This is a genomic window from Streptomyces sp. NPDC027672, assembly GCF_055566335.1.
On sequence record NZ_JBVHSO010000001.1, the window covers coordinates 868,420 to 894,220 of the forward strand.

The 25,801-nt window shown below is 71.4% G+C and carries 21 protein-coding genes and 1 riboswitch; of the genes, 4 read left to right on the forward strand and 17 right to left on the reverse strand.

Annotated elements, in window-relative coordinates; genetic code table 11:
- Nucleotides 1-12: 12 nt before the first annotated feature.
- Nucleotides 13-1,224 (reverse strand): LolA family protein, encoded by a 1,212-nt coding sequence (locus ACZ4SV_RS03930; RefSeq protein WP_468001113.1) that lies wholly within the window; start codon nucleotides 1,222-1,224, stop codon nucleotides 13-15.
- Nucleotides 1,225-1,465: 241 nt separating this feature from the next.
- Nucleotides 1,466-2,476 carry a polyprenyl synthetase family protein gene (locus ACZ4SV_RS03935; protein WP_365878717.1) on the reverse strand — a complete coding sequence of 337 codons (1,011 nt, stop codon included), beginning with the start codon at nucleotides 2,474-2,476 and terminating at the stop codon, nucleotides 1,466-1,468.
- Nucleotides 2,477-2,960: 484 nt separating this feature from the next.
- Nucleotides 2,961-3,141, forward strand: a riboswitch (cyclic di-AMP (ydaO/yuaA leader).
- Nucleotides 3,142-3,144: 3 nt separating this feature from the next.
- Between ACZ4SV_RS03935 and ACZ4SV_RS03940 the strand changes: the two genes are divergently transcribed.
- Nucleotides 3,145-3,627 carry a transglycosylase SLT domain-containing protein gene (locus ACZ4SV_RS03940; RefSeq protein WP_468001115.1) on the forward strand — a complete coding sequence of 161 codons (483 nt, stop codon included), beginning with the start codon at nucleotides 3,145-3,147 and terminating at the stop codon, nucleotides 3,625-3,627.
- Nucleotides 3,628-3,668: 41 nt separating this feature from the next.
- Here the strand turns inward: ACZ4SV_RS03940 and ACZ4SV_RS03945 are convergent, their stop codons facing one another.
- Complete coding sequence (locus ACZ4SV_RS03945; RefSeq protein WP_468001117.1) at nucleotides 3,669-4,481, reverse strand: HAD family hydrolase; 813 nt, start codon at nucleotides 4,479-4,481, stop codon at nucleotides 3,669-3,671.
- Nucleotides 4,482-4,741: 260 nt separating this feature from the next.
- Here ACZ4SV_RS03945 and fahA point away from each other — a divergent pair, with 260 nt between their 5' ends.
- Both fahA and ACZ4SV_RS03955 read left to right on the forward strand, forming a co-directional pair.
- Nucleotides 4,742-5,959, forward strand: coding sequence for a fumarylacetoacetase (gene fahA, locus ACZ4SV_RS03950; RefSeq protein WP_397946752.1), 1,218 nt, complete (start codon nucleotides 4,742-4,744; stop codon nucleotides 5,957-5,959).
- A 222-nt stretch (nucleotides 5,960-6,181) separates the two neighbouring features.
- Nucleotides 6,182-7,120 carry a M56 family metallopeptidase gene (locus ACZ4SV_RS03955; RefSeq protein ID WP_365941493.1) on the forward strand — a complete coding sequence of 313 codons (939 nt, stop codon included), beginning with the start codon at nucleotides 6,182-6,184 and terminating at the stop codon, nucleotides 7,118-7,120.
- A gap of 52 nt (nucleotides 7,121-7,172) precedes the next feature.
- On the opposite strand, the gene recQ is transcribed toward ACZ4SV_RS03955, so the two are convergent.
- Nucleotides 7,173-9,182, reverse strand: a complete 2,010-nt coding sequence (recQ, locus tag ACZ4SV_RS03960) for a DNA helicase RecQ (RefSeq protein WP_468001120.1) — start codon at nucleotides 9,180-9,182, stop codon at nucleotides 7,173-7,175.
- Nucleotides 9,183-9,390: 208 nt separating this feature from the next.
- Here recQ and ACZ4SV_RS03965 point away from each other — a divergent pair, with 208 nt between their 5' ends.
- Nucleotides 9,391-9,993 carry a Uma2 family endonuclease gene (locus ACZ4SV_RS03965; protein WP_468001122.1) on the forward strand — a complete coding sequence of 201 codons (603 nt, stop codon included), beginning with the start codon at nucleotides 9,391-9,393 and terminating at the stop codon, nucleotides 9,991-9,993.
- Between the two features lie 60 nt (nucleotides 9,994-10,053).
- Here the strand turns inward: ACZ4SV_RS03965 and nuoN are convergent, their stop codons facing one another.
- From nuoN to ACZ4SV_RS04030, 13 genes are read right to left on the reverse strand one after another with little or no spacing between them, the layout of a single operon-like run.
- Nucleotides 10,054-11,703, reverse strand: a complete 1,650-nt coding sequence (gene nuoN, locus ACZ4SV_RS03970) for an NADH-quinone oxidoreductase subunit NuoN (RefSeq protein ID WP_468001124.1) — start codon at nucleotides 11,701-11,703, stop codon at nucleotides 10,054-10,056.
- On the reverse strand, nucleotides 11,700-13,271 hold the full coding sequence (locus tag ACZ4SV_RS03975) for an NADH-quinone oxidoreductase subunit M (protein ID WP_468001126.1): 1,572 nt from the start codon (nucleotides 13,269-13,271) through the stop codon (nucleotides 11,700-11,702). The genes nuoN and ACZ4SV_RS03975 overlap by 4 nt, the downstream gene beginning before the upstream one ends.
- A gap of 5 nt (nucleotides 13,272-13,276) precedes the next feature.
- Nucleotides 13,277-15,223 (reverse strand): NADH-quinone oxidoreductase subunit L, encoded by a 1,947-nt coding sequence (nuoL, locus tag ACZ4SV_RS03980; RefSeq protein WP_397938397.1) that lies wholly within the window; start codon nucleotides 15,221-15,223, stop codon nucleotides 13,277-13,279.
- Nucleotides 15,224-15,238: 15 nt separating this feature from the next.
- Entirely contained in the window at nucleotides 15,239-15,538 is a 300-nt protein-coding gene (gene nuoK, locus ACZ4SV_RS03985) for an NADH-quinone oxidoreductase subunit NuoK (protein ID WP_030742982.1), read from the reverse strand.
- Entirely contained in the window at nucleotides 15,535-16,380 is an 846-nt protein-coding gene (locus tag ACZ4SV_RS03990) for an NADH-quinone oxidoreductase subunit J (RefSeq protein WP_468001128.1), read from the reverse strand. The genes nuoK and ACZ4SV_RS03990 overlap by 4 nt, the downstream gene beginning before the upstream one ends.
- On the reverse strand, nucleotides 16,377-17,027 hold the full coding sequence (gene nuoI / locus ACZ4SV_RS03995) for an NADH-quinone oxidoreductase subunit NuoI (protein ID WP_365873912.1): 651 nt from the start codon (nucleotides 17,025-17,027) through the stop codon (nucleotides 16,377-16,379). Before nuoI ends, ACZ4SV_RS03990 begins: the two co-directional genes overlap by 4 nt.
- On the reverse strand, nucleotides 17,020-18,384 hold the full coding sequence (nuoH, locus tag ACZ4SV_RS04000; RefSeq protein ID WP_468001131.1) for an NADH-quinone oxidoreductase subunit NuoH: 1,365 nt from the start codon (nucleotides 18,382-18,384) through the stop codon (nucleotides 17,020-17,022). Before nuoH ends, nuoI begins: the two co-directional genes overlap by 8 nt.
- Nucleotides 18,381-20,885 (reverse strand): NADH-quinone oxidoreductase subunit G, encoded by a 2,505-nt coding sequence (locus ACZ4SV_RS04005; RefSeq protein WP_468001133.1) that lies wholly within the window; start codon nucleotides 20,883-20,885, stop codon nucleotides 18,381-18,383. The genes nuoH and ACZ4SV_RS04005 overlap by 4 nt, the downstream gene beginning before the upstream one ends.
- Nucleotides 20,882-22,231 carry an NADH-quinone oxidoreductase subunit NuoF gene (gene nuoF / locus ACZ4SV_RS04010; protein WP_365873918.1) on the reverse strand — a complete coding sequence of 450 codons (1,350 nt, stop codon included), beginning with the start codon at nucleotides 22,229-22,231 and terminating at the stop codon, nucleotides 20,882-20,884. The genes ACZ4SV_RS04005 and nuoF overlap by 4 nt, the downstream gene beginning before the upstream one ends.
- Nucleotides 22,228-23,148 (reverse strand): NADH-quinone oxidoreductase subunit NuoE, encoded by a 921-nt coding sequence (gene nuoE, locus ACZ4SV_RS04015; RefSeq protein WP_468001135.1) that lies wholly within the window; start codon nucleotides 23,146-23,148, stop codon nucleotides 22,228-22,230. Before nuoE ends, nuoF begins: the two co-directional genes overlap by 4 nt.
- The gene (locus tag ACZ4SV_RS04020; protein ID WP_468001137.1) at nucleotides 23,145-24,485 is read right to left on the reverse strand and encodes an NADH-quinone oxidoreductase subunit D; all 1,341 of its coding nucleotides are present in this window, start codon (nucleotides 24,483-24,485) and stop codon (nucleotides 23,145-23,147) included. The genes nuoE and ACZ4SV_RS04020 overlap by 4 nt, the downstream gene beginning before the upstream one ends.
- Complete coding sequence (locus tag ACZ4SV_RS04025) at nucleotides 24,482-25,243, reverse strand: NADH-quinone oxidoreductase subunit C (RefSeq protein ID WP_365873924.1); 762 nt, start codon at nucleotides 25,241-25,243, stop codon at nucleotides 24,482-24,484. The genes ACZ4SV_RS04020 and ACZ4SV_RS04025 overlap by 4 nt, the downstream gene beginning before the upstream one ends.
- Nucleotides 25,240-25,794: a NuoB/complex I 20 kDa subunit family protein gene (locus ACZ4SV_RS04030; protein ID WP_365873926.1), complete on the reverse strand. Its 555-nt coding sequence runs from the start codon at nucleotides 25,792-25,794 to the stop codon at nucleotides 25,240-25,242. Before ACZ4SV_RS04030 ends, ACZ4SV_RS04025 begins: the two co-directional genes overlap by 4 nt.
- Nucleotides 25,795-25,801: the final 7 nt, after the last annotated feature.

The following is a 25,801-nucleotide window of genomic DNA, read 5'->3' on the forward strand; positions in this document are numbered from 1 at the left end:
GCCCCGCAGGGGTCACTTCCCCGTGTCGGCCGCCTTCACCAGGGTCTCCTTCGTCACCGCGCCCGCGTACACCTTGCCGTCGTCGGTGATCAGCGCGTTGACCAGGCGGGTGGAGAAGAGCGTGCCCTTGCCGAACTTCCCGGAGACCGGGTCGCCGAGCGAGCCGAGGAAGCCGCCGAGGTCCCCGCCCTGGGAGCCGGTCGGCAGGCCGCCCTCGGCGCCCGTCTCGATCACGGCGACGGACGTCCAGCCCTTGCCGAGGACCTGCGGTCCGTCCGGGCCCCCGGCGGGCCGTCCGCCGCGCTCCGGGGTGTGCTCCGGTGCCTTGGCCGCGTCCTTCTCCTCGGTGACCTTCGCGCCCTTGGGCGGGGTGAAGTCGAAGGCGGAGGCGGCCGGGCGGGCGAAGGAGACCTGGGTGAAGCCGGCGTCGACCACGGCGGCGCCGCCGCTCTTCGGGGTCAGCGTGAACTTCAGCGGCAGGCCCGTCTTGGCGTCCACGGCGATGCTGATCGCGCCGACCGTGGTGCCGGACTGCCGGGGCCGGATCAGCAGCTTGTAGGCGTCGCGCCCGGCGACCTGCGCGGTGCCGTCGACGGTGACGGACGTGGTGTCGTCCACCGCCTTCAGGGCCTCGTCGGCGAAGTCCTTGGGCGTGGCCGGCGCCTCGGCCCGGTGGTCCTTGCCGGACGCGGGCGCGGTGGAGTGGTAGACCTCGTTGCTCTTGCTGTCGTAGCCCCAGACGTCCTTGCCGTCGTGGATCAGGCTGTACTCGGCGCCGCGCTCCAGCAGCGACAGCTTCTGCCGGTCCGGGCCGTCCGCGGCGACGCGCAGGGTGTGCGTGCCGGACACCAGCTCGGTGAGCCTGTCCTTCGGGTCGGCCGAGGAGCCGTCGCCGGAGTCCTTGCCGGAGCCGCCCCGGGCCCCGGAGAGCAGCCCGTCCTCCAGGCCGCCGAGGTCGGGCAGGCCCAGGTCGGTGCTGATCTTCACGGTGCCGGACAGCCGCTGTACGTCCGACCGGGCCATCTTCTCGACGAGCTGCTGCGCGCTGATCTTCGGCAGATCGGGGTCACCGGAGTCGGCGAGCGCCGGGACGAGCCCGATCGTGACCGCCGCCACCCCCACCACCGCGACCGGAAGCGCGTACCGGGCGGCCGTGCGCCGTCCCGTGCGCGCGTCCTCGTCCCGCGTGGCGCCCACTGTGTCCTCGCTGTCGTACGGTGCCATGTGTGCCCTACCTCCGTCGTCGGCGGCGGCTGTCCTCACGCTGGTCCACCCTGACCGCCATTCTCACCCGAAACGGTGAGGAGTGGTGATGTCCGTGGTGTCCATATGACCAAATCGGCCGCGCGGAAGCGTCACCCCACGGAGCCAGCCGCGCGTACGCCTGCGGTATGACACGGGACGGCCGCGCCTCCTCCCGACCCCTAGGGGACGGGTGATCGCCGGGCGGGGCCGGCCGGGCGGGTCAGCCCGCGCGGTGCACCACCGCGTCGCACAGCTCGGTCAGCGCGGCCTTGGCGTCGCACTCGGTGAGCGGGGCCAGCGCGGCCCGCGCCTCCTCCGCGTACCGGATCGTGTCCCGGCGGGCCTGCTCCAGCGCGGGGTGCGTGCGCAGCCCGGCCAGCGCCTCGGCGTGCCGGGCGTCGTCGCTGAGGTCGGAGTCCAGCAGCTCGCACAGCGCGACGTCCTCGGGCAGGCCCAGCCGGGCGGCCCGCTCGCGCAGCCGGAGCACCGGCAGGGTCGGGATGCCCTCGCGCAGGTCGGTGCCCGGGGTCTTGCCGGACTCGTGGGAGTCGGAGGCGATGTCCAGGACGTCGTCCGCGAGCTGGAAGGCGACGCCGAGCCGTTCGCCGTACTGGGTGAGCACGTCGACGACCCGCTCGTCGGCGCCGGACATCATCGCGCCGAACCGGCACGCCACCGCCACCAGGGAGCCGGTCTTGCCGGCCAGCACGTCCAGGTAGTGCTCGACCGGGTCGCGGCCGTCGGAGGGGCCCGCGGTCTCCAGGATCTGACCGGTGACGAGCCGTTCGAAGGCCAGGGCCTGCACCCGGACCGCCTCCGGGCCGAGGTCGGCGAGGATGTGGGAGGCGCGGGCGAAGAGGAAGTCGCCGGTGAGGACCGCGACGGAGTTGCCCCAGCGCGTGTTGGCGCTGTCCACGCCCCGGCGCACGGCCGCCTCGTCCATGACGTCGTCGTGGTAGAGCGTGGCCAGGTGGGTCAGCTCCACGACCACGGCCGACGGCACGACGCCCGGTGCGTAAGGGTCGCCGAACTGGGCCGCGAGCATCACGAGCAGGGGCCGGAACCGCTTCCCGCCGGCCCGGACGAGGTGCTGCGCGGCCCCGGTGATGAACGGGACCTCGCTCTTGGTGGCCTCGAGCAAGCCTTCCTCGACAGCCGCCAATCCGGCCTGGACATCGGCTTCCAGAGCCTGGTCCCGCACGCTCAGCCCGAACGGCCCGACGACGGTCACGAGGGGTCTCCTGTCTGCTGGTGTCTGCTGGCGATTACACGGTTTGTCGATAGGTCGCTGCCATCACTCAAGTCAGCGTATCCGGTCCCGTTTCGATCACCGATAGCGCCCACCCGTCCAGCTTGGGTGGTATCGGATCATGGCGGGCATAGTTTTGATCACATAGTAATACTCCACTTCCATCACGACCCGGACTCTGGGTTCGAAAGCCCCTAATGCCTCTAATCCCTCATGTCTGATTTGACGTCATTTGCTATTTCGTGAATTGGGTCACCCGGCCGACGGACCCACCCCACCCGCCACACCGCCGTCCGCCCGTTGCCCGTCGGCGAGTTGAGGATTGGCGACCGCAAAGGATCAAGTACCCCATACAGCGGTGATCAAGGTCAAATAGCGCCTTAAGCGCATCCGGTACTTGTTCCCGACATGTGCTCTCGCATACGTTCCGGGCCGTCGGGCGGACGCCGAATCCTGCCGCCGCCCGCGTAACCCATCGACGAACTCATTCGTACGGCAGGAGCGGGGGACCCAGGTAAGCCGCCGTCCCGGCGCGGCACGTGCCGCGTCTGGACGGCTAGGGGTGAAGCCGTGCCTCCTCCAGGGCACGGCCGGGCGCCTCCCCGCCCGAACCCGACAGCTCACCTCGCAGGCGCCGGAGAGGATTCCCCATGCCTGCCGCCGCTCAGCACACCCGCAACACCCGGCTCGTCCGCGCCGTCGCCGCCGCCTGCACCGGTGCGGCCGTCCTCGCCCTGCCGCTGATCGGCGCGACCGGCGCCGCCGCGGCCACCACCGCCGCCCCGGCGGCCGCCACCACCCCCGCCGGCTACCCGAACACTCTCGACGGCTGGATCCGCGAGTCCCTCGCGATCATGGGCCAGAAGGGCATCCCGGGCACCTACCACGGCATCTACCGCAACGTGATGCGCGAGTCCTCGGGCAACCCGGCGGCCATCAACCTCTGGGACTCCAACGCCGCCAAGGGCATCCCGTCCAAGGGCCTGCTCCAGGTCATCGACCCGACGTTCAACGCCTACCACGTCGCCGGAACGTCCTTCGACATCTACGACCCGGTCGCGAACATCACCGCCGCCTGCAACTACGCCGCCGCCCGGTACGGATCGATCGACAACGTGTTCGGCGCCTACTGACCGGCACCGGTCGGTGTCCCCGGACACCACCGCGGGCCCGGTCAGCCGGCCGGGAACAGTCTTTCGAGGACGACGGCGACGCCGTCGTCCTCGTTCGACGCGGTGACCTCGTCCGCCACCGCCTTCAGCTCGGGATGCGCGCCGGCCATGGCGACACCGCGCGCGGCCCAGTCGAACATCGGGATGTCGTTGGGCATGTCACCGAAGGCGAGGGCCCGTTCGGCGCCGATCCCCAGCCGCTCGGCGGCCAGCGCCAGACCGGTCGCCTTCGTCACCCCGCCCGGCTGGAGCTCCACGGTGCCCGGCCCCGACATGGTGACCGTCGCCAGCGAGCCCACCACCGAGCGCGCCACGGCCGCCAACTCGTCGTCGGACAGCTCGGCGTGGCGCAGCAGCACCTTGCTGATGGGCGCGCTCCACAGCTCGGCCCGCCGGCCGACGCGGACCGCGGGCAGCGTCGGGTGGGGCATCCGGTAGCCGGGCTCGATGAGCGTGCGCCCGTCCACGCCGTCCTGGTCGACCGCCGCGTACACCTGCCCCACCTCCGCCTCGATCTTGCCGAGCGCGGTCTCCGCCAGCTCCCGCTCCAGCCGCACCGACCACAGCAGCCGGCCGGCCCCGGCGTCGTAGACCTGTGCTCCCTGTCCGCACACCGCCAGCCCCGTGCAGCCCAGGCGGGCGAGCAGGGACCGCACCCGCGGGGCCGGGCGGCCCGTCACGACCAGATGCCGGGCCCCGGCCCGCGCCACCCGCGCGAGCGCGGCCAGCGACCGGTCGGAGACGGTGTCGTCGCCGCGCAGCAGCGTCCCGTCCAGGTCGGTGGCGATCAGTGCATATGCCGGGGTGGGTGCCATGATCAGAGAATACGGACACCGCGCCCCGCCGACTCACCCGTCTTTGCGCCTACTTGTGTGCCGTCCGGCCCGAAATACCCTGCGGGGACGCCCTCCTGGCGGCCGGGGCCGGCGCAAGCCGCCGGCGCACCCGGTCCGGCCGCCCTTCCGGGGCCCGCCGTGCGGCACTGCCCATGACACGCATGTCGGCCGTAACGTGTGGCGCGACCACATGGAACGCATCGCCATGCACGGCCCGGATGAGAGTGAGGCAGCACCCCATGCCCCCCTTCGACGTCCCCGAGGGCGACCCCTTCGGCCCGCACAACCTCCCCTACGGCGTGTTCTCGCCCGCCGGCAGCACGGAGCGGAGGATCGGCGTCCGGCTCGGGAACCACGTCCTGGACGCGGGCGCCGCCGCCGCGGCCCTCGGCTCGCCCCACCAGCCGCTGCTCGCCCGGCCCACCCTGAACCTGCTGCTGGCCGCCGGCCCCGCCGCCTGGTCGGAGGTGCGGCGCGCCGTCACGTCCTGGGTCACGGACCCGGCGCACCGCGCGGCCGTCGAGCCGCTGTTCCACCCCTTGTCCGAGGTGGCCCTGCACCTGCCCTTCGAGGTGGCGGACTACGTCGACTTCTACGCCTCGGAGCACCACGCCCGCAACGTCGGCCGGATCTTCCGCCCGGACGCCGAGGACTCCCTCACCCCCAACTGGAAGCACCTGCCGATCGGTTACCACGGCCGCTCCGGCACGGTCGTCGTCTCGGGCACGGACGTCGTACGGCCGGCCGGGCAGCGCAAGGGCCCGGCCGACCCCGCGCCCGTCTTCGGCCCGTCGGTGCGGCTGGACATCGAGGCCGAGGTCGGTTTCGTCGTGGGCGTGCCGTCGCGGCCGGGCAGCCCGGTCCCGCTCGGCGCGTTCCGGGAGCACGTCTTCGGGCTGTGCCTGCTGAACGACTGGTCCGCACGGGACGTCCAGGCCTGGGAGTACGTCCCGCTCGGCCCGTTCCTCGGCAAGTCCTTCGCCACCTCGGTGTCGGCGTGGATCACCCCGCTGGAGGCGCTGGAGCACGCCCGCGTGGCACCTCCGGAGCGCACGCACCCGCTGCTGCCCTACCTGGACGACTCGGCGCCCGGCATCGAACCGGGCGGCTACGACCTCCGTATCTCCGTCGCGGTCAACGGCCACGTGGTCGCCGAGCCGCCGTTCTCCACCATGTACTGGACCGCCGCCCAGCAGCTCGCGCATATGACGGTCAACGGCGCCTCGCTACGCACGGGCGACCTGTACGGCTCGGGCACGGTGAGCGGCCCCGCCGCACGCCAGCGCGGCTCGCTGCTGGAGCTGACCTGGAACGGCCGCGACCCCCTCGACCTCCCGGACGGCAAGCGGACGTTCCTGGAGGACGGGGACACGGTGACCCTGTCGGCCTGGGCGCCCGGCCCGGACGGCCGCCGGGTGGGACTGGGCGAGGTCGGCGGACGGGTCGTACCGAACTGAGCGGCACCCCGGCCGGCCACGCGCGGCCGGCCGGGGCACCCGCGCGTGACCCTGTCGGTGCGCGGGCCGGGCGGATCGTCCTCGGCACCTGACTCGGGGCGTTGTCTTCGTCATACTGACAAGGACACGCACCACTCGTTCCGCGCGACGCGCCACCCTGCGCCGCGCGCCCGGCAAGACCCGCACCCGCATACGTCTCCGACCAGGAACCGGAGCCCCGGCATGACCGTCTGCCTGCTCCTGCTGAGCGTCGTCGCCCTGACAGCCGCCGTGCCGGTGCCGCGCGCGCTGACCCGGGCCGCCTGGCCCGAGCGGGATCCCGTGGTGGCGCTGTGGGTGTGGCAGTGCCTGGTCGCCACCGTCCTGCTGTGCTGTCTGACCGCACTGGTGCTGGGCGCGGCGGCCGTCTTCCACACCGTCCGCGACCACGTGTTCGCCCCCGCGCCGCCCGCCGTCACCGCCGCCTACGACCTGTCCACCGCGCCGGGTTGGGCCGCCGCCCTCACCGTGCTGCTGGCCTGCGGGGCCGCCTGGACGACGGCGATGCTGGCCCGGGAACTCGCCGAGGTCCGCCGCAGCCGCGGCCAGGCCCGGGCGCACCTGCGCGAGCGCGCCCCCGAACTGCCGGCCGGACTGCCGGCGGCACGCGGCCCGATGCTGGTCCTGGAGGACGAGTACCCGGACGCCTGGTGGATGCCCGGCCACCCGCCCCAACTGGTCGTCACCACCGGGGCGTTGCACCGCCTCACCGATGTGCAGCTCGACGCCGTCCTCACCCACGAGCGCGGGCACGCCCGTGCCCACCACGACTGGCTGCTGCACCTGTCCGCGGCGCTCGCCACGGGCTTCCCGCGCGTGCCGCTCTTCGCCCACTTCTGCGACCAGACCCACCGCCTGGTCGAGCTGGCCGCCGACGACACGGCCTCCCGGCGCTGCGGGCACCTCACCACGGCCCTCGCCCTGATCGAGCTGAACCAGCACCGGGGCGTCCTGTCCTGCGCCTCCAGCCGCCGGCTGCTGGGCGAGCGCGTGGACCGGCTGCTGGAGCCGCCGCCACGGCTGCTGCGCCGGCAGCGGGCCCTGACCACGACGGTGGCCGCGCTGGTCCCGCTGCTGCCGCTGCTGATCACCTTCGCGCCCGGCCTGACCGCGCTGTCCTGAGCGCCCCGCCGGCCGGCGGACACCCGCCCCGGCGGGACGCTGTGTCCCGCCGCTATATCCAGTCGTCCGGCTCGGGCTCGTCCGGCGGCTCGGGCCAGTCCTCGTCCGGTGCGCCGCCGGCTGCGGCGGCCGGTGCGTCGCCGGGGGCGGCCGGCGCGGACCCGCCCAGGGAGGTCAGCACCTGGAGCACGCCTTCGCCGTACGTCGCCAGCTTCTTCTCGCCGACGCCGTTCACCGTGCCCAGATCCCGCACCGAACCGGGCCGCCGGGCCACGATCTCCCGGAGGGTGGCGTCGTGGAAGATCACGTACGCCGGGACGCCCTGTTCCCGGGCCTGCTCGGCACGCCAGGCCCGCAGCGCCTCGAAGGCGGGCAGCAGCTCCTCGGGCAGCTCGACCGCGGCCGCCTTGGCCTTGCCGGTGCCCGCCGCGCCACCGGCGGACCGCGACCGGACGACGGCCGCCTTCTTCGGCTCCTTGCGCAGCGGCACCTCGCGCTCGCGCCGCAGCACCGTGCCGCTCGCCTCGGTGAGCACCAGCGTGCCGTACTCCCCTTCGACCGCGAGCAGTCCCTGGGCCAGCAGCTGCCGGATGACTCCCCGCCACTCCCCCTCGGCGAGGTCCTGGCCGATACCGAAGACGGAGAGCTGGTCGTGGTCGAACTGGATCACCTTGCCGGTGCGCTTGCCGAGCAGGATGTCGACGATCTGGAGCGCGCCGAACTTCTGCCCGCGCTCCCGTTGCAGCCGCACCACCGTGGACAGCACCTTCTGCGCCGCGACCGTGCCGTCCCAGGTCTCCGGCGGGCTGAGGCAGGTGTCGCAGTTGCCGCAGGCGTCGGCGTCGGCGTCCTGGCCGAAGTAGGCGAGCAGCTGACCGCGCCGGCACCGGACGGTCTCGCACAGCGCGAGCATGGCGTCCAGGTGGGCCCCGGCCCGGCGGCGGAACGCCTCGTCGCCCTCGCCGGACTGGATCAGCTTGCGCTGCTGCACGACGTCGTTCAGGCCGTACGCCATCCAGGCCGTGGACGGCAGGCCGTCGCGGCCCGCCCGGCCGGTCTCCTGGTAGTACCCCTCGATCGACTTGGGCAGGTCCAGGTGGGCGACGAAGCGCACGTCCGGCTTGTCGATGCCCATGCCGAAGGCGATCGTCGCGACCACGACCAGGCCGTCCTCGCGCAGGAACCGGGACTGGTGTGCCGCGCGCGTGGCCGCGTCCAGGCCCGCGTGGTACGGCACCGCCTGGACGCCGTTCGCGGTCAGGAACTCCGCCGTGCGCTCGACCGAGTTGCGCGAGAGGCAGTAGACGATGCCGGCGTCGCCCGGGTGCTCCTCCCGCAGAAAGGCGAGGAGCTGCTTCCTGGGGTCGGCCTTGGGCACGATCCGGTACTGGATGTTGGGCCGGTCGAAGCTGGCGACGAAGTGGCGGGCCGCCGGCAGGTTCAGCCGCTGGGTGATCTCCTGGTGGGTGGCGTCGGTGGCCGTGGCGGTGAGGGCGATCCGCGGGACGTCCGGCCAGCGCTCGCCGAGCAGCGACAGGGAGAGGTAGTCGGGGCGGAAGTCGTGGCCCCACTGGGACACGCAGTGCGCCTCGTCGATCGCGAAGACGGAGATCTTGCCGCGCGAGAGCAGGTCCAGCGTGGCGTCCAGCCGCAGCCGCTCCGGGGCCAGATAGAGCAGGTCCAGCTCGCCGGCCAGGAACTCGGCCTCGACCACGCGCCGCTCGTCGAAGTCCTGCGTGGAGTTCATGAAGCCGGCGCGGACGCCGAGGGCGCGCAGCGCGTCGACCTGGTCCTGCATGAGCGCGATCAGCGGTGAGACCACCACGCCCGTGCCCGGTCTGACCAGGGCCGGGATCTGGTAGCACAGCGACTTCCCGCCGCCGGTCGGCATGAGCACGACGGCGTCGCCGCCCGCGATCACATGCTCGACGATCGCCCGCTGCTCGCCCCGGAAGGTCTCGTATCCGAAGACCCGGTGCAGCGTGGCCGCAGCCTCGCTGCCGACCGTGCCCGGCCCTTCGGTCATCTGTGGCATCTCGCTGATTCCGCCCGTCACGCCCATCGTCCTGTCCCCGCCGGTCCCCCGTGTGCCGTCTGTCGACCGCTCCCTCCACCATAGGGGCCCGCACCGACAGCCTCGGAGTTATCCACAGACCGGCCGGACGCCACACGTCAACGACACGACCATTGGTCACACGTTCGCGGGAGACCCGCCCGTTCCCCCCGATACTCTGGACGGACCGGCGAGACTCCGTCCCATGGGAGCACTGATGAGCGTCGCACCGAAGGCGTCCACACCCAGCTGGCCGACACCGCCGAAGGGCGGATGGACCGCCGACGACCTGGACCGCCTCCCGAATCTTCCTCCGCACACGGAACTGATCGACGGGAGCCTGGTCTTCGTGAGTCCGCAGACTCTCTTCCACACCCGCGCCATCGACTTCTTCAATTGGCAGCTTCAATCGCTGGCGCCCGAGGAATTCGAGGTCGTCCGCGAGTTCACGATCGACATCGACCGCCAGAACCGGCCCGAGCCGGACGTGGTCGTGGTGCGGGCGGACGTGGTGGACGATCCGTACCAGACCCGCTTCCCGGTGGAGTCCGTCGTCCTGGCCATCGAGGTCGTCTCCGAGGACTCGGCCTCCCGGGACCGCGAGACCAAGCCGCTGAAGTACGCCCGCGCGAAGATTCCGCACTACTGGCGGGTCGAGAACGAGAACGGCCGGGCCGCGGTGCACGTCTTCGAGCTGGAGCCGACGACCGGCGCGTACACCGGCACCGGGATCTTCCGCGAGCGGATGAAGGTGGACGTGCCGTTCCCGGTGGACCTGGACCTCACCCGGATCAGGGCGCGCCGCGACAGCGCCGGGTGACGTACGCGGACAGACCACTGCCCGGCCCCTCTTGCTTGCAGGGAGCCGGGCAGTGGCACGTCAGCGCACGAACACTCCCGCCTGGCCCGCCAGGTCCAGGAAGTACTGCGGTGCCACGCCGAGCACCAGGGTCACCGCCACGCCCACGCCGATCGCCGCCATGGTCAGCGGGGACGGCACGGCCACGGTCGGGCCGTCCGGCTTCGGCTCGCTGAAGAACATCAGCACGATCACCCGGATGTAGAAGAACGCGGCGATCGCCGACGAGATCACACCGACAACGACCAGCGGGGCCGCGCCGGCGTCCGCCGCCGCCTTGAACACCGCGAACTTGCCCGCGAACCCGGAGGTCAGCGGGATGCCGGCGAAGGCCAGCAGGAACACCGCGAACACGGCCGCCACCAGCGGCGAGCGCCGGCCGAGGCCCGCCCACTTGGACAGGTGGGTGGCCTCGCCGCCCGCGTCCCGGACCAGCGTGACCACGGCGAACGCACCGATCGTCACGAAGGAGTAGCCCGCCAGATAGAACAGGACCGACGACACGCCGTCCTTCGACGTGGCGATGACACCCGCGAGGATGAAGCCGGCGTGCGCGATGGACGAGTACGCCAGCAGGCGCTTGATGTCGGTCTGGGTGATGGCGACGATCGCGCCGCCCAGCATGGTGATGATCGCCACCGCCCACATGACCGGCCGCCAGTCCCAGCGCAGGCCGGGCAGGACGACGTAGAGCAGGCGCAGCAGCGCGCCGAACGCGGCCACCTTCGTCGCCGCCGCCATGAAGCCGGTCACCGGGGTGGGCGCGCCCTGGTAGACGTCGGGCGTCCACATGTGGAACGGCACCGCGCCCACCTTGAACAGCAGGCCCATGACGAGCAGGGCGCCGCCGATCAGCAGCAGCGCGTCGTTGCCCATCGTGCCGGCCAGGGCGGGGTCGACACCGGTGACCGTGCCGTCGACGACCTGGGCGATGCGCGCGTACGACACCGAGCCCGCGTAGCCGTACAGCAGCGCGATGCCGAACAGGGTGAACGCGGAGGCGAACGCGCCCAGCAGGAAGTACTTGACCGCGGCCTCCTGCGACACCAGCCGCTTGCGCCGGGCCAGCGCGCACAGCAGGTACAGCGGCAGGGACAGCACCTCCAGGGCCACGAACAGGGTCAGCAGGTCGTTGGCCGCGGGGAAGACCAGCATGCCGCCGACCGCGAAGAGCAGCAGCGGGAAGACCTCGGTGGTGGCGAAGCCCGCCTTGACCGCCGCCTGCTCGCTGTCGCTGCCGGGCACGGAGGCGGCCTGCGCGGCGAAGGAGTCGACCCGGTTGCCGTGCGCCGCCGGGTCCAGGCGCCGTTCGGCGAAGGTGAACAGGGCGACCAGGCCGGCCAGCAGGATGGTGCCCTGGAGGAAGAGGGCCGGGCCGTCGACCGCGATGGCGCCCATGGCGGCGATGTGGGCCTTCGTGGTGCCGAATCCGTCGGCCGCCAGCGCGACGACCGCGGCGAACGCGGCGCACAGCGCGACGACGGAGACGAAAACCTGTGCGTAGTAGCGGGACCTGCGCGGGACGAACGCCTCGATGAGGACTCCGACCAGGGCCGCGCCGACGACGATCAGCGTCGGCGACAATTGTCCGTATTCGATCTTCGGCGTGTCGATCTTCGAGATCGGTTCGGCCGCGGTTGTCCACAGGCTGTGGACGGCTGCTGCGCTCACTTGGCCGCCTCCACCTCGGGCTGGGGGTCCTTCTTGTGTACGTCGGACAAGGTCTGCTTGACCGCCGGGTTCACGATGTCCGTGACGGGCTTCGGATAGACGCCCAGGAAGATCAGCAGCACGATCAGCGGGGCCACGACCACCAGCTCGCGCACGCGGAGATCGGGCATCGCCGAGACCTCCGGTTTCACCGGGCCCGTCATCGTCCGCTGGTACAGCACCAGGGTGTAGAGGGCGGCGAGGACGATGCCGAGGGTGGCGATGACGCCGATCACCGGATAGCGCGTGAACGTGCCGACCAGGACCAGGAACTCGCTCACGAACGGTGCCAGGCCGGGCAGCGAGAGGGTGGCGAGACCGCCGATCAGGAAGGTGCCGGCGAGCACCGGGGCGACCTTCTGCACGCCTCCGTAGTCGGCGATGAGCCGGGAGCCGCGCCGGGAGATCAGGAAGCCGGCGACGAGCATCAGCGCGGCCGTGGAGATGCCGTGGTTGACCATGTAGAGCGTGGCGCCGGACTGGCCCTGGCTGGTCATCGCGAAGATGCCCATGACGATGAAGCCGAAGTGCGAGATCGACGCGTACGCCACCAGGCGTTTGATGTCCCGCTGGCCGACGGCGAGCAGCGCGCCGTAGAGGATGCTGACCAGGGCCAGGACCAGGATCACGGGCGTCGCCCACTTGCTGGCCTCCGGGAAGAGCTGGAGGCAGAAGCGGAGCATCGCGAACGTGCCCACCTTGTCGACGACCGCGGTGATGAGCACGGCGACGGGTGCGGTGGACTCCTGCATGGCGTTGGGCAGCCAGGTGTGCAGCGGCCACAGCGGCGCCTTCACCGCGAAGGCGAAGAAGAAGCCGAGGAACAGCCAGCGCTCGGTGCCGGCCGCCATGTGCAGCGAGCCGTTCGCGCGGGCCTCGGCGAGCTGCTGGAGGCTGAAGTTCCCGGCCACCACATAGAGGCCGATCACCGCGGCCAGCATGAGGAGGCCGCCGGCCAGGTTGTAGAGGAGGAACTTCACCGCCGCGTACGACCGCTGGGTGGCGGCCGTCTCCTCGCCGTGCTGGTGGGCACGGTCCCCGAAGCCGCCGATGAGGAAGTACATCGGGATCAGCATGGCTTCGAAGAAGATGTAGAAGAGGAAGACGTCGGTGGCCTCGAAGGAGATCAGCACCATCGCCTCGACCGCGAGGATCAGCGCGAAGAAGCCCTGGGTGGGCCGCCAGCGGCGGTTGCCGGTCTCCAGCGGGTCGGCGTCGTGCCAGCCGGCGAGGATGATGAACGGGATCAGTACGGCGGTCAGCGCGATCAGCGCCACCGCGATGCCGTCGACGCCCAGTTCGTACCTGACGCCGAAGTCCTTGATCCAGGCGTGGCTCTCGGCGAGCTGGTAGCGGTCGCCGTCCGGGTCGAAGCGGACCAGGACGGTGACCGCCAGGGCGAGCGTGGCGAGCGAGACGAGCAGCGCCAGCCATTTCGCGGCGGTGCGCCGGGCGGCCGGTACGGCGGCCGTGGCGACGGCCCCGAGGGCCGGGAGCGCCGCCGTCGCTGTGAGCAGAGGAAAGGACATCGGTATCAGACCGCCCTCATCAGCAGGGTCGCGGCGACGAGGAGTGCCGCACCGCCGAACATCGAGACCGCGTAGGAGCGGGCGAAGCCGTTCTGGAGCCGGCGCAGTCGTCCGGACAGGCCGCCGAAGCCGGCCGCCGTGCCGTTGACGACGCCGTCGACCAGGGTGTGGTCGACATAGACCAGCGAGCGCGTCAGGTGCTCGCCGCCGCGCACCAGGACCACGTGGTTGAAGTCGTCCTGGAGCAGGTCGCGGCGGGCGGCCCGGGTGAGCAGCGAGCCGCGCGGGGCGACGGCCGGGACGGGCTTGCGGCCGTACTGGGCCCAGGCGACGGCCACGCCGAGGACGAGGCAGACCATGGTCGCGCCGGTGACGGTCGCCGCGCCGAGCGGGGAGTCGCCCTCGCTGTGCCCGGTGACCGGCTCCAGCCAGTGCAGGAAGCGGTCGCCGATGCTGAAGAACGCGCCGCCGAAGACCGAGCCGACGGCCAGCACGATCATCGGGATCGTCATGACCTTCGGGGACTCGTGCGGGTGCGGTTCGGTGTGCTCGCCGCGGGTCTCGGCGGCGGGCTCGGCGCTCGGCGCCTCCGGGGAGCGCGTGGGCTGGTTCTTCCAGCGCGCCTCTCCGAAGAACGTCATCAGCATCACGCGCGTCATGTAGAAGGCGGTGAGGGCCGCGCCCAGCAGGGCCGCGCCGCCGAGGATCCAGCCCTCGGTGCCGCCCTTGGCGAACGCCGCCTCGATGATCTTGTCCTTGGAGAAGAAGCCGGACAGGCCCGGGAAGCCGATGATGGCGAGGTAGCCGAGGCCGAACGTGACGAACGTGACCGGCATGTACCTGCGCAGGCCGCCGTAGCGGCGCATGTCCACCTCGTCGTTCATGCCGTGCATCACGGAGCCGGCGCCGAGGAACAGCCCGGCCTTGAAGAAGCCGTGCGTCACCAGGTGCATGATCGCGAAGACGTAGCCGATCGGTCCGAGGCCGGCCGCGAGGACCATGTAGCCGATCTGCGACATGGTGGAGCCGGCCAGCGCCTTCTTGATGTCGTCCTTGGCGCAGCCGACGATCGCACCGAACAGCAGCGTGACCGCGCCGACGACGGTGACGGCGAGCTGGGCGTCGGGCGCCGCGTCGAACAGGGCGCCGGAGCGGACGATCAGATAGACGCCCGCGGTCACCATCGTCGCCGCGTGGATCAGGGCCGAGACCGGGGTCGGGCCCTCCATGGCGTCGCCGAGCCAGGACTGCAGCGGCACCTGGGCGGACTTGCCGCAGGCGGCGAGCAGCAGCATCAGGCCGATCGCGGTGAGCCTGCCCTCGGAGGCGTCACCGGTGTGCGTGAGGACCGGGCCGAAGGCGAAGCTGCCGAAGGTGGTGAACATCAGCATGATCGCGATCGACAGGCCCATGTCGCCGACCCGGTTGACCAGGAACGCCTTCTTCGCGGCCGTGGCGGCGCTGGGCTTGTGCTGCCAGAAGCCGATCAGCAGGTACGAGGCGAGACCGACGCCCTCCCAGCCGACGTAGAGCAGCAGGTAGTTGTCGGCGAGGACGAGCAGCAGCATCGCCGCGAGGAACAGGTTCAGGTAGCCGAAGAAGCGGCGGCGCCGCTCGTCGTGCGCCATGTACCCGACCGAGTACAGGTGGATCAGTGAGCCGACGCCCGTGATGAGCAGGACGAACGTCATGGACAGCTGGTCGAGGCGGAAGGTGACGTCCGCCTGGAAGCCGGCCACCGGGACCCAGCTGAACAGGTGCTTGACCAGGGTGCGGTGTTCGGCGCCCCGGCCGAGCAGGTCGGCGAAGAGGATCAGGCCGCACACGAAGGAGGCGGTCGACAGCAGCGTGCCGATCCAGTGGCCGGCCCGGTCCAGGCGCCGGCCGCCGGTCAGCAGGACGGCCGCTCCGAGCAGGGGCGCCGCGATGAGCAGCGCGATCAGGTTCTCCACGATTCTTCCGACCCCTTACAGCTTCATCAGGCTGGCGTCGTCGACCGAGGCCGAGTGGCGGGTGCGGAACAGCGACACGATGATCGCCAGGCCCACCACGACCTCCGCGGCGGCGACGACCATCGTGAAGAAGGCGATGATCTGGCCGTCGAGGTTGCCGTGCATCCGGGAGAAGGTGACGAACGCGAGGTTGCAGGCGTTCAGCATCAGCTCGACGCACATGAAGACGACGATGGCGTTGCGCCGGATGAGGACACCGGTCGCGCCGATCGTGAACAGCAGGGCGGCGAGGTAGAGGTAGTTGACCGGGTTCACTTCGACGCCTCCTCGGGCCGCTTGAACGTCTCCGGCGGGGTGGGACCGCGCTCCAGGCGCTCCTGCGCGCGCTGCTCCAGCGCCCGCAGGTCGTTGAGCGCCTGCATGGACACGTCCCGGATCTGGCCGCGCTCGCGCAGCGTCTTGCTCACGGTCAGCTCGGACGGGGTGCCGTCGGGCAGCAGGCCCGCGATGTCCACCGCGTTGTGCCGGGCGTAGACGCCGGGGGCGGGCAGCGGCGGGATGTTCGTGCCCTCGCGGATGCGCTGCTCGGACAGCTCGCGCTGGGTCCTGGCGCGCTCCGTGCGCTCGCGGTGGGTGAGCACCATGGCGCCGACGGCGGCCGTGATGAGCAGCGCGCCGGTGATCTCGAAGGCGAAGACGTACTTGGTGAAGATGAGGGACGCCAGGCCCTCCACGTTGCCGTTCGCGTTCGCCTGGCCGGTGCCGTTGAACTGCTTCAGGGAGGCGTTGGCGATCCCGGCGAACAGCAGCACGCCGAAGCCGAGCCCGCACAGCAGGGCCAGCCAGCGCTGGCCCTTGATGGTCTCCTTCAGGGAGTCCGCGGCCGTGACGCCGACGAGCATCACCACGAACAGGAACAGCATCATGATCGCGCCGGTGTAGACGACGATCTGCACGACGCCGAGGAAGTAGGCGCCGTTCGCCAGGTAGAAGACCGCCAGGACGATCATGGTGCCGGCGAGGCAGAGCGCGCTGTGCACGGCCCGCTTCATGAAGACGGTGCACAGGGCGCCGATCACCGCGACCGTGCCGAGGACCCAGAACTGGAAGGCCTCGCCGGTGGAGGTGGCGTAGGCGGCGAGGTGCTGCGCGCTCATCGGCCGATCACCTGCTCCGCGGCCGGCTCGTCCGGGCCGGCGGTGGCGGCGCCCTCCTGCGGGGCCTCGCCCTTGGACACGGCGGTCTGCTGGACGGTGCCGGGCGCGGCGTGGGTGACCACACCGCGGTAGTAGTCCTGCTCGTCCGTCCCCGGGAAGATCGCGTGCGGGGTGTCGACCATGCCCTCGTCGAGACCGGCGAGCAACTGCTCCTTGGTGTAGATGAGGTTGGCGCGGCTGGAGTCGGCCAGCTCGAACTCGTTCGTCATCGTCAGCGCGCGGGTGGGGCACGCCTCGATGCACAGTCCGCACAGGATGCAGCGGGCGTAGTTGATCTGGTAGACGCGGCCGTACCGCTCGCCCGGGGAGTAGCGCTCCTCGTCGGTGTTGTCGGCGCCCTCCACATAGATCGCGTCGGCGGGGCAGGCCCAGGCGCACAGCTCGCAGCCGACGCACTTCTCCAGGCCGTCCGGATGGCGGTTGAGCTGGTGCCGTCCGTGGAACCGCGGAGCCGTGGTCTTCTTCTGCTCCGGGTACTGCTCGGTCAGCCGCTTCTTGAACATGGCCTTGAAGGTCACGCCGAAGCCGGCCACGGGGTTCTGGAAGCCGGGCTTGGACTGCCCGGACTCCTGAGGCTCCTCAGCCATCGGACGCCTCCTTTCCATCCGAAGTTCCGTCACTGACAGTGTCCGGTCCGCCACTGACAATCAGTTCCCGCTCCCGGCGCGGGCGGCGCCTCGGCACCGGCGGCAGTTCCTGTCCGGGCAGCGGCGGGACCGGGAAACCGCCCGCCATCGGGTCGAAGGACGGCTGCCCGGCGGCGGGCCGCGCGGCCGTCCTGCCCTTCTCGCGGAACATGTCGGCGACGAAGGAGACGAGCAGCAGGGCGAGGACACCGCCGCCGACGTAGAGGGCGATGTCGGCGAAGTCGTAGTTCTCGTTGCGCAGGGCGCGGACGGTGGCGACCAGCATCAGCCAGGTCACGGAGACCGGGATGAGGACCTTCCAGCCCAGCTTCATCAACTGGTCGTAGCGGACCCGCGGGAGCGTGCCGCGCAGCCAGATGAAGAAGAACAGCAGCAACTGGACCTTGACGACGAACCAGAGCAGCGGCCACCAGCCGTGGTTGGCGCCCTCCCAGAAGCCGCTGACGGGCCAGGGCGCGCGCCAGCCGCCGAGGAACAGGGTGGCCGAGACGGCCGAGACCGTCACCATGTTGACGTACTCGGCGAGCATGAACATCGCGAACTTGATCGACGAGTACTCGGTGTTGAAGCCGCCGACCAGGTCGCCCTCGGACTCCGGCATGTCGAAGGGGGCGCGGTTGGTCTCGCCGACCATCGTGACGATGTACAGGACGAAGGAGACCGGCAGCAGCAGGATGTACCAGCGGTCGTGCTGCTGTTCCACGATCGTGGACGTCGACATCGACCCCGAGTAGAGGAACACGGAGGCGAACGCGGCGCCCATGGCGATCTCGTAGGAGATCATCTGCGCGCAGGAGCGCAGACCGCCGAGGAGCGGGTAGGTGGAGCCGGAGCTCCAGCCGGCCAGCACGATGCCGTAGATCCCGACCGAGGCCACCGCGAGGATGTAGAGCATCGCGATCGGCAGGTCGGTGAGCTGCATGGTGGTGCGGTGGCCGAAGACCGAGATCTCGTTGCCGGCCGGTCCGAACGGGATCACCGCGATCGCCATGAAGGCCGGGATGGCCGCGACGACCGGCGCGAGGACGTACACCACCTTGTCCGCGCGTTTGACGACGAGGTCTTCCTTGAGCATCAGTTTCACGCCGTCGGCCAGCGACTGGAGCATGCCCCAGGGGCCGTGCCGGTTGGGGCCGATGCGTAGCTGCATCCAGGCGACGACCTTGCGTTCCCAGACGATGGAGAACAGCACGGTCACCATCAGGAAGGCGAAGCAGAACACCGCCTTGACGACGACCAGCCACCACGGGTCGCGGCCGAACATCGAGAGGTCTTCAGCGGCGAGGTACGCGCTCATGCCTCCACCTCCTTGGGGGCCGGGCCGGCGACCGCCGCCGGGCCGATGCGGACGAGGGAGCCGGGCCGCGCCCCGGTGTCGGAGGCGACGCCGGCGCCCGTGGAGTTCAGCGGGAGCCAGACCACCCGGTCGGGCATCTCGGTGATCTCCAGCGGCAGGGCGACGGTGCCGGCCGGACCGGTGACGGCCAGGACGGCGCCCGCCGCGACGCCCGCCTCGGCGGCCGTCGCCGGGGACAGGCGCGCGCGGGCGGCGTGCCGGGTGCCGGCCAGCGCCTCGTCGCCCTGCTGGAGGACGCCCCGGTCGAGCAGGAGGCGGTGCCCGGCGAGTACGGCCTCACCGGCGGCGGGGCGGGGCAGCGCGCCCGCGGTCTCCACCGGCTCGGCGGCGCGGGGGCCGTCCCAGGGGCCGAGCCGGTCGATCTCCGCGCGGGTGGTGCGCAGGTCCGGCAGGCCCAGGTGGACGTCCATGGCGTCGGCGAGCATGTGGAGCACGCGCGTGTCGGCCGGGGCGAGCCGGCGGGTCATCTGGTCGGGCTTGAGCGCGGCCTCGAAGAAGCGGACCCGGCCCTCCCAGTTGAGGAAGGAGCCCGCCTTCTCGGCGACCGCCGCGACCGGCAGGACGACGTCGGCGTGTTCCGTGACCTCGCTGGGCCGCAGCTCCAGCGAGACCAGGAAGCCGACGTTCTCCAGGGCCGCACGCGCGCGTGCCGGGTCGGGCAGGTCGGCGACCTCCACCCCGGCGACCACCAGTGCGGACAGTTCGCCCGCGGCCGCGGCCTCGACGATCTGCCCGGTGTCGCGGCCGTAGCCCGCCGGCAGCTCCGCCAGGCCCCAGACCGCGGCGACCTCCGCCCGCGCGCGCGGGTCGGTCGCCGGGCGGCCTCCCGGCAGCAGCGAGGGCAGCGCGCCCGCCTCGACGGCGCCGCGCTCACCGGCCCGCCGGGGGATCCACACCAGGCCGGCGCCGGTCGCGGTGGCGGCGCGCGCGGCGGCAGTGAGGCCGCCCGGGACGCCGGCCAGCCGCTCGCCCACGACGATGACGGCGCCGTCGGCGCGCAGGGCCTCGGCGGCCAGCGTGCCGGGCTCCTCCAGGCCGAGGCCGCTCGCGAGGGCCTCCAGCCACTCCGTCTCGGTGCCGGGAGCGGCCGGCAGCAGCGTGCCGCCCGCCTTCTCCAGGCCCCGGGTGGCGTGCGTGGCCACCGCGAACACCCGCTGCCTGTGCTTGCGCCAGGCCTTGCGCAACCGCAGGAAGACGCCGGGGGCCTCCTCCTCGGACTCGAAGCCGACCAGCAGGACGGCGGGCGCCTTCTCCAGGGAGGTGTACGTGACACCGCTGCCGTCGAGGTCGCGGCCGTGGCCGGCCACCCGGGAGGCCAGGAAGTCGGCCTCCTCGCCGCTGTGCACGCGGGCGCGGAAGTCGATGTCGTTGGTGTCGAGCGCCACCCGCGCGAACTTCGTGTAGGCGTAGGCGTCCTCGACGGTCAGCCGGCCGCCGGTGAGGACGGCGGCGCGGGAGCGAGCGGCGGTCAGGCCGCGCGCCGCCGCCTGGAGCGCCTCGGGCCAGGAGGCGGGCTCCAGGACGCCGTCGGCGTTCCGGACCAGCGGCGTCTCCAGGCGGTCCCGGGTCTGCGCGTACCGGAACGCGAAGCGCCCCTTGTCGCAGATCCACTCCTCGTTGACCTCGGGGTCGGCGGCGGCGAGCCGGCGCATGACCTTGCCGCGCCGGTGGTCGGTGCGGGTGGCGCAGCCGCCGGAGCAGTGCTCGCACACCGACGGCGAGGAGACGAGGTCGAAGGGGCGGGAGCGGAAGCGGTACGCGGCCGAGGTGAGCGCGCCGACCGGGCAGATCTGGATGGTGTTGCCGGAGAAGTACGACTCGAACGGATCGCCCTCGCCGGTGCCGACCTGCTGGAGCGCGCCCCGCTCGACCAGCTCGATCATGGGGTCGCCGGCGATCTGCTGGGAGAAGCGGGTGCAGCGGGCGCACAGCACGCACCGCTCGCGGTCGAGGAGCACCTGCGTGGAGATCGGGACGGGCTTCTCGTACGTCCGTTTGCGGCCCTCGAAGCGGGACTCGGCGTTGCCGTGGGACATGGCCTGGTTCTGCAGCGGGCACTCGCCGCCCTTGTCGCAGACCGGGCAGTCCAGCGGGTGGTTGATGAGCAGCAGCTCCATCACGCCGTGCTGGGCCTTCTCGGCGACCGGCGAGGTCAGATGGGTCTTGACGACCATGCCGTCCGTGCAGGTGATCGTGCAGGACGCCATCGGCTTGCGCTGGCCCTCGACCTCGACGATGCACTGCCGGCAGGCGCCGGCCGGGTCCAGGAGGGGGTGGTCGCAGAAGCGGGGGATCTCGATGCCGAGCTGTTCGGCGGCCCGGATGACCAGGGTGCCCTTGGGCACGCTGACCTCGATGCCGTCGATGGTCAGTGTGACGAGGTCCTCCGGCGGGACCGCCGCCTCCCCGCCGCCGGCGGGAGCGTTGGTGGTCACGGTCATGCGTTCACCTCCGGGCGGTCCGCCCAGGCCGTCGACTTGGCCGGGTCGAAGGGGCAGCCCCGGCCCGTGATGTGCTGCTCGTACTCCTCGCGGAAGTACTTCAGCGAGGAGAAGATCGGGGACGCGGCGCCGTCGCCGAGGGCGCAGAAGGACTTGCCGTTGATGTTGTCGGCGATGTCGGCCAGCTTGTCCAGGTCGGACCTGGCGCCCTTGCCGGCCTCGATGTCCCGCAGCAACTGCACGAGCCAGTACGTCCCCTCGCGGCAGGGCGTGCACTTGCCGCAGGACTCGTGGGCGTAGAACTCGGTCCAGCGGGTCACGGCCCGTACGACGCAGGTCGTCTCGTCGAAGCACTGCAGGGCCTTGGTGCCGAGCATGGAGCCGGCCGCGCCGACGCCCTCGTAGTCGAGGGGGACGTCGAGGTGCTCGTCGGTGAACATCGGTGTCGAGGAGCCGCCCGGCGTCCAGAACTTCAGCCGGTGGCCGGGGCGCATGCCGCCGCTCATGTCGAGGAGCTGGCGCAGGGTGACGCCGAGCGGTGCCTCGTACTGGCCGGGGCTCGCGACATGGCCGCTGAGCGAGTACAGCGTGAAGCCCGGGGACTTCTCGCTGCCCATCGACCTGAACCACTCCTTGCCGTGGTGCAGGATCGCGGGAACCGACGCGATCGACTCGACGTTGTTCACCACGGTGGGGCAGGCGTAGAGGCCCTCCACGGCGGGGAAGGGGGGACGCAGCCGCGGCTGGCCGCGGCGGCCTTCGAGCGAGTCGAGCAGCGCGGTCTCCTCACCGCAGATGTACGCGCCGGCGCCCGCGTGCACGGTGAGCTGGAGGTCCAGTCCGCTGCCGAGGATGTTCTCGCCGAGGTAGCCCGCCGCGTAGGCCTCGCGCACGGCCTCGTGCAGCCGCCGCAGGACGGGGACGACCTCGCCGCGCAGGTAGATGAAGGCGTGCGAGGACCTGATGGCGTAGCAGGCGATCACGATGCCCTCGATGAGGCTGTGCGGGTTCGCGTAGAGCAGCGGGATGTCCTTGCACGTCCCGGGCTCCGACTCGTCGGCGTTGACCACCAGGTAGTGCGGTTTCCCGTCGCCCTGGGGGATGAACTGCCACTTCATCCCGGTCGGGAAGCCCGCGCCGCCGCGGCCGCGCAGCCCGGATTCCTTGACGTAGGCGATCAGGTCGTCCGGTGACATGGCGAGGGCCTTGCGGAGCCCCTCGTACCCGTCGTGCCTCCGGTAGACGTCCAGGCTCCAGGACCGGTCCTCGTCCCAGAAGGCCGACAGCACGGGCGCGAGCAGCTTCTCCGGGCTCGGGTCCCTGACCTCGGATACCACGGTCATCACTCCCCCTCCTCGGCGGTGGGACCGGACGGGTGCGGGCCGCGGGGCGCGGCCCCTCCGTCCCGGTCGGCGGCGGATGACGGGTGGGCGGGGTCGGAGGCCGACGTGTCCTGCGGCGCGTCGTGGGAGCTGAGGTGCTCGGCCGGCGACGGCTCGTGCACCGTCCGGTCCTGCGGCTCCTGCTGCGGTCCCCCGCGCGGATGGACCACGCGGGCGGACGCGGTCTCTCCCTTGGCCAGGCGGAGGCCCGCCAGCGACGCGGGTCCCGCGCTGCCGCCCTCCTCGACGGCCCCGGGCCGCTCGTCGGGGAAGCCGGCCAGCATCCGCGCGGTCTCCTTGAAGGTGCACAGCCGCGCTCCGCGCGTGGGCTGCACGGGCCGGCCCGCGCGCAGGTCGTCCACCAGGCTCCTGGCGCTCGCCGGGGTCTGGTTGTCGAAGAACTCCCAGTTGACCATCACGACCGGCGCGTAGTCGCAGGCCGCGTTGCACTCGATGTGCTCCAGGGTGACCAGGCCGTCGTCGGTGGTCTCGCCGTTGCCGACGCCCAGGTGCTCCTGGAGGGTCTCGAAGATCGCGTCGCCGCCCATCACCGCGCACAGCGTGTTGGTGCACACGCCGACCTGGTAGTCCCCGGAGGGCCTGCGCCGGTACATGGTGTAGAAGGTGGCGACCGCGGTGACCTCGGCCGTGGTCAGGTCCAGCAGGTCCGCGCAGAACCGCATGCCGGTGCGGGTGACGTGGCCCTCCTCGGACTGCACGAGGTGGAGCAGCGGCAGCAGGGCGGACCGGGAGTCGGGGTAGCGCGCGATCAGCTCGCGGGCGTCCGCCTCCAGCCGGGCCCGGACGTCGTCCGGGTAGCCGGGTGCGGGCAGTTCGGGCATGCCCAGGCTGACGCCCCGCTCGGAGGAAGAGGTGGTCACCGGTCGACGCCTCCCATCACGGGGTCGATGGACGCGACGGCGACGATGACGTCGGCGACCTGGCCGCCCTCGCACATCGCCGCCATGGCCTGCAGATTGGTGAAGGACGGGTCGCGGAAGTGGACCCGGTAGGGGCGGGTGCCGCCGTCGGAGACGGCGTGCACGCCGAGTTCGCCCTTGGGCGACTCGACGGCCGCGTACGTCTGTCCCGGCGGGACCCGGAAGCCCTCGGTGACCAGCTTGAAGTGGTGGATCAGGGCCTCCATGGAGGTGCCCATGATCTTCTTGATGTGGTCGAGGGAGTTGCCGAGCCCGTCCGGGCCCAGGGCGAGCTGGGCGGGCCAGGCGATCTTCTTGTCGGCGACCATGACCGGGCCGGGCTGGAGCCGGTCCAGGCACTGTTCGACGATCCTGAGCGACTGGCGCATCTCCTCCAGGCGGATGAGGAAGCGGCCGTAGGCGTCGCAGGTGTCGGCGGTCGGGACGTCGAAGTCGTACGTCTCGTAGCCGCAGTACGGCTGGGCCTTGCGCAGGTCGTGCGGGAGGCCGGTGGAGCGCAGGATCGGGCCGGTGGCGCCGAGGGCCATGCAGCCGGCCAGGTCGAGGTAGCCGACGTCCTGCATACGGGCCTTGAAGATGGGGTTCCCGGTGGCCAGCTTGTCGTACTCCGGGAGGTTCTTCTTCATCTTCTTCACGAACTCGCGGATCTGGTCCACCGCGCCGGGCGGCAGGTCCTGGGCGAGTCCGCCGGGCCGGATGTACGCGTGGTTCATGCGCAGGCCCGTGATCAGTTCGTAGAGGTCGAGAATCATTTCACGATCACGGAAGCCGTAGATCATGATCGTGGTGGCGCCCAGTTCCATGCCGCCGGTGGCGATGCACACCAGGTGGGAGGAGAGCCGGTTCAGCTCCATCAGGAGCACCCGGATGACCGTGGCGCGGTCGGTGATCTGGTCCTCGATGCCGAGGAGTTTCTCGACGGCGAGACAGTAGGCGGTCTCGTTGAAGAAGGACGTCAGGTAGTCCATGCGCGTGACGAAGGTGGTGCCCTGCGTCCACGTGCGGTATTCGAGGTTCTTCTCGATGCCGGTGTGCAGGTAGCCGATGCCGCAGCGGGCCTCGGTGACCGTCTCGCCGTCGATCTCCAGGATCAGCCGGAGCACTCCATGGGTGGACGGGTGCTGCGGACCCATGTTGACGACGATGCGTTCGTCGTCGGCGCGGGCCGCGGACTGGACGATCTCGTCCCAGTCGCCACCGGTGACCGTGTAGACGGTGCCCTCGGTGGTCTCGCGTGCGGACGCGGCCGACGCGGCGGATGCTGACTGCGTGCTCACGAGTACGACCTCCGCTGGTCCGGAGCCGGGATCTGGGCGCCCTTGTACTCGACGGGGATGCCGCCGAGGGGGTAGTCCTTGCGCTGCGGGTGGCCCTGCCAGTCGTCCGGCATCATGATCCGGGTCAGGGCCGGGTGGCCGTCGAAGACGATCCCGAAGAAGTCGTAGGTCTCGCGCTCGTGCCAGTCGTTGGTGGGGTAGACGGAGACCAGGGACGGGATGCGCGGGTCGCTGTCGGGGGCGCTGACCTCCAGGCGGATCAGCCGGTTGTGGGTGATCGAGCGCAGGTGGTAGACGGCGTGCAGTTCCCGGCCCTTGTCGTTCGGGTAGTGGACGCCGCTGACCCCGGTGCACAGCTCGAAGCGCAGCGCCGGGTCGTCGCGCAGGACGCGGGCGACGCGGACCAGGTGCTCGCGTTCGATGTGGAAGGTCAGTTCGTCGCGGTCGACGACCGTCCTGCCGATGGCGTTGCCGGGCAGGAGTCCCTGCTCCTCCAGGGCGCCTTCGAGTTCGTCGGCGACCTCGTCGAACCAGCCGCCGTAGGGGCGGGCCGCCGGTCCCGGGAGTCGGACCGAGCGGACCAGGCCGCCGTAGCCGGAGGTGTCGCCGCCGTTGTCCGCGCCGAACATGCCGCGCTGGACGCGGATCTCCTCGCCGCCCTGGCCGCGCTGGCCGGGCAGGTTGGAGGCGGAGAGGTCCTTCTCGGGGTTCACCCCGTCCGGCCCGTCCGCACCGTGGGTGCCGTTCGCGTCGCTCACCGCAGCAGCCCCTTCATCTCGATCGTGGGCAGTGCCTTGAGCGCCGCCTGCTCCGCCTCGCGGGCCGCTTCCTCGGCGTTCACGCCCAGCTTGGAGGACTGGATCTTCTGGTGCAGCTTGAGGATCGCGTCCATGAGCATCTCGGGCCGGGGCGGGCAGCCGGGGAGGTAGATGTCGACCGGGACGATGTGGTCGACGCCCTGGACGATCGCGTAGTTGTTGAACATGCCGCCCGAGGAGGCGCAGACGCCCATGGAGATCACCCACTTCGGGTGGGGCATCTGGTCGTAGACCTGCCGCAGGACGGGCGCCATCTTCTGGCTCACCCGGCCGGCGACGATCATCAGGTCGGCCTGGCGCGGCGAGCCGCGGAAGACCTCCATGCCGAAGCGGGCGAGGTCGTAGCGGCCGGCGCCGGTGGTCATCATCTCGATGGCGCAGCAGGCCAGGCCGAAGGTGGCCGGGAAGACGGACGACTTGCGCACCCAGCCCGCGGCCTGCTCGACGGTCGTGAGCAGGAATCCGCTCGGCAGCTTTTCTTCGAGTCCCATGTCGTTA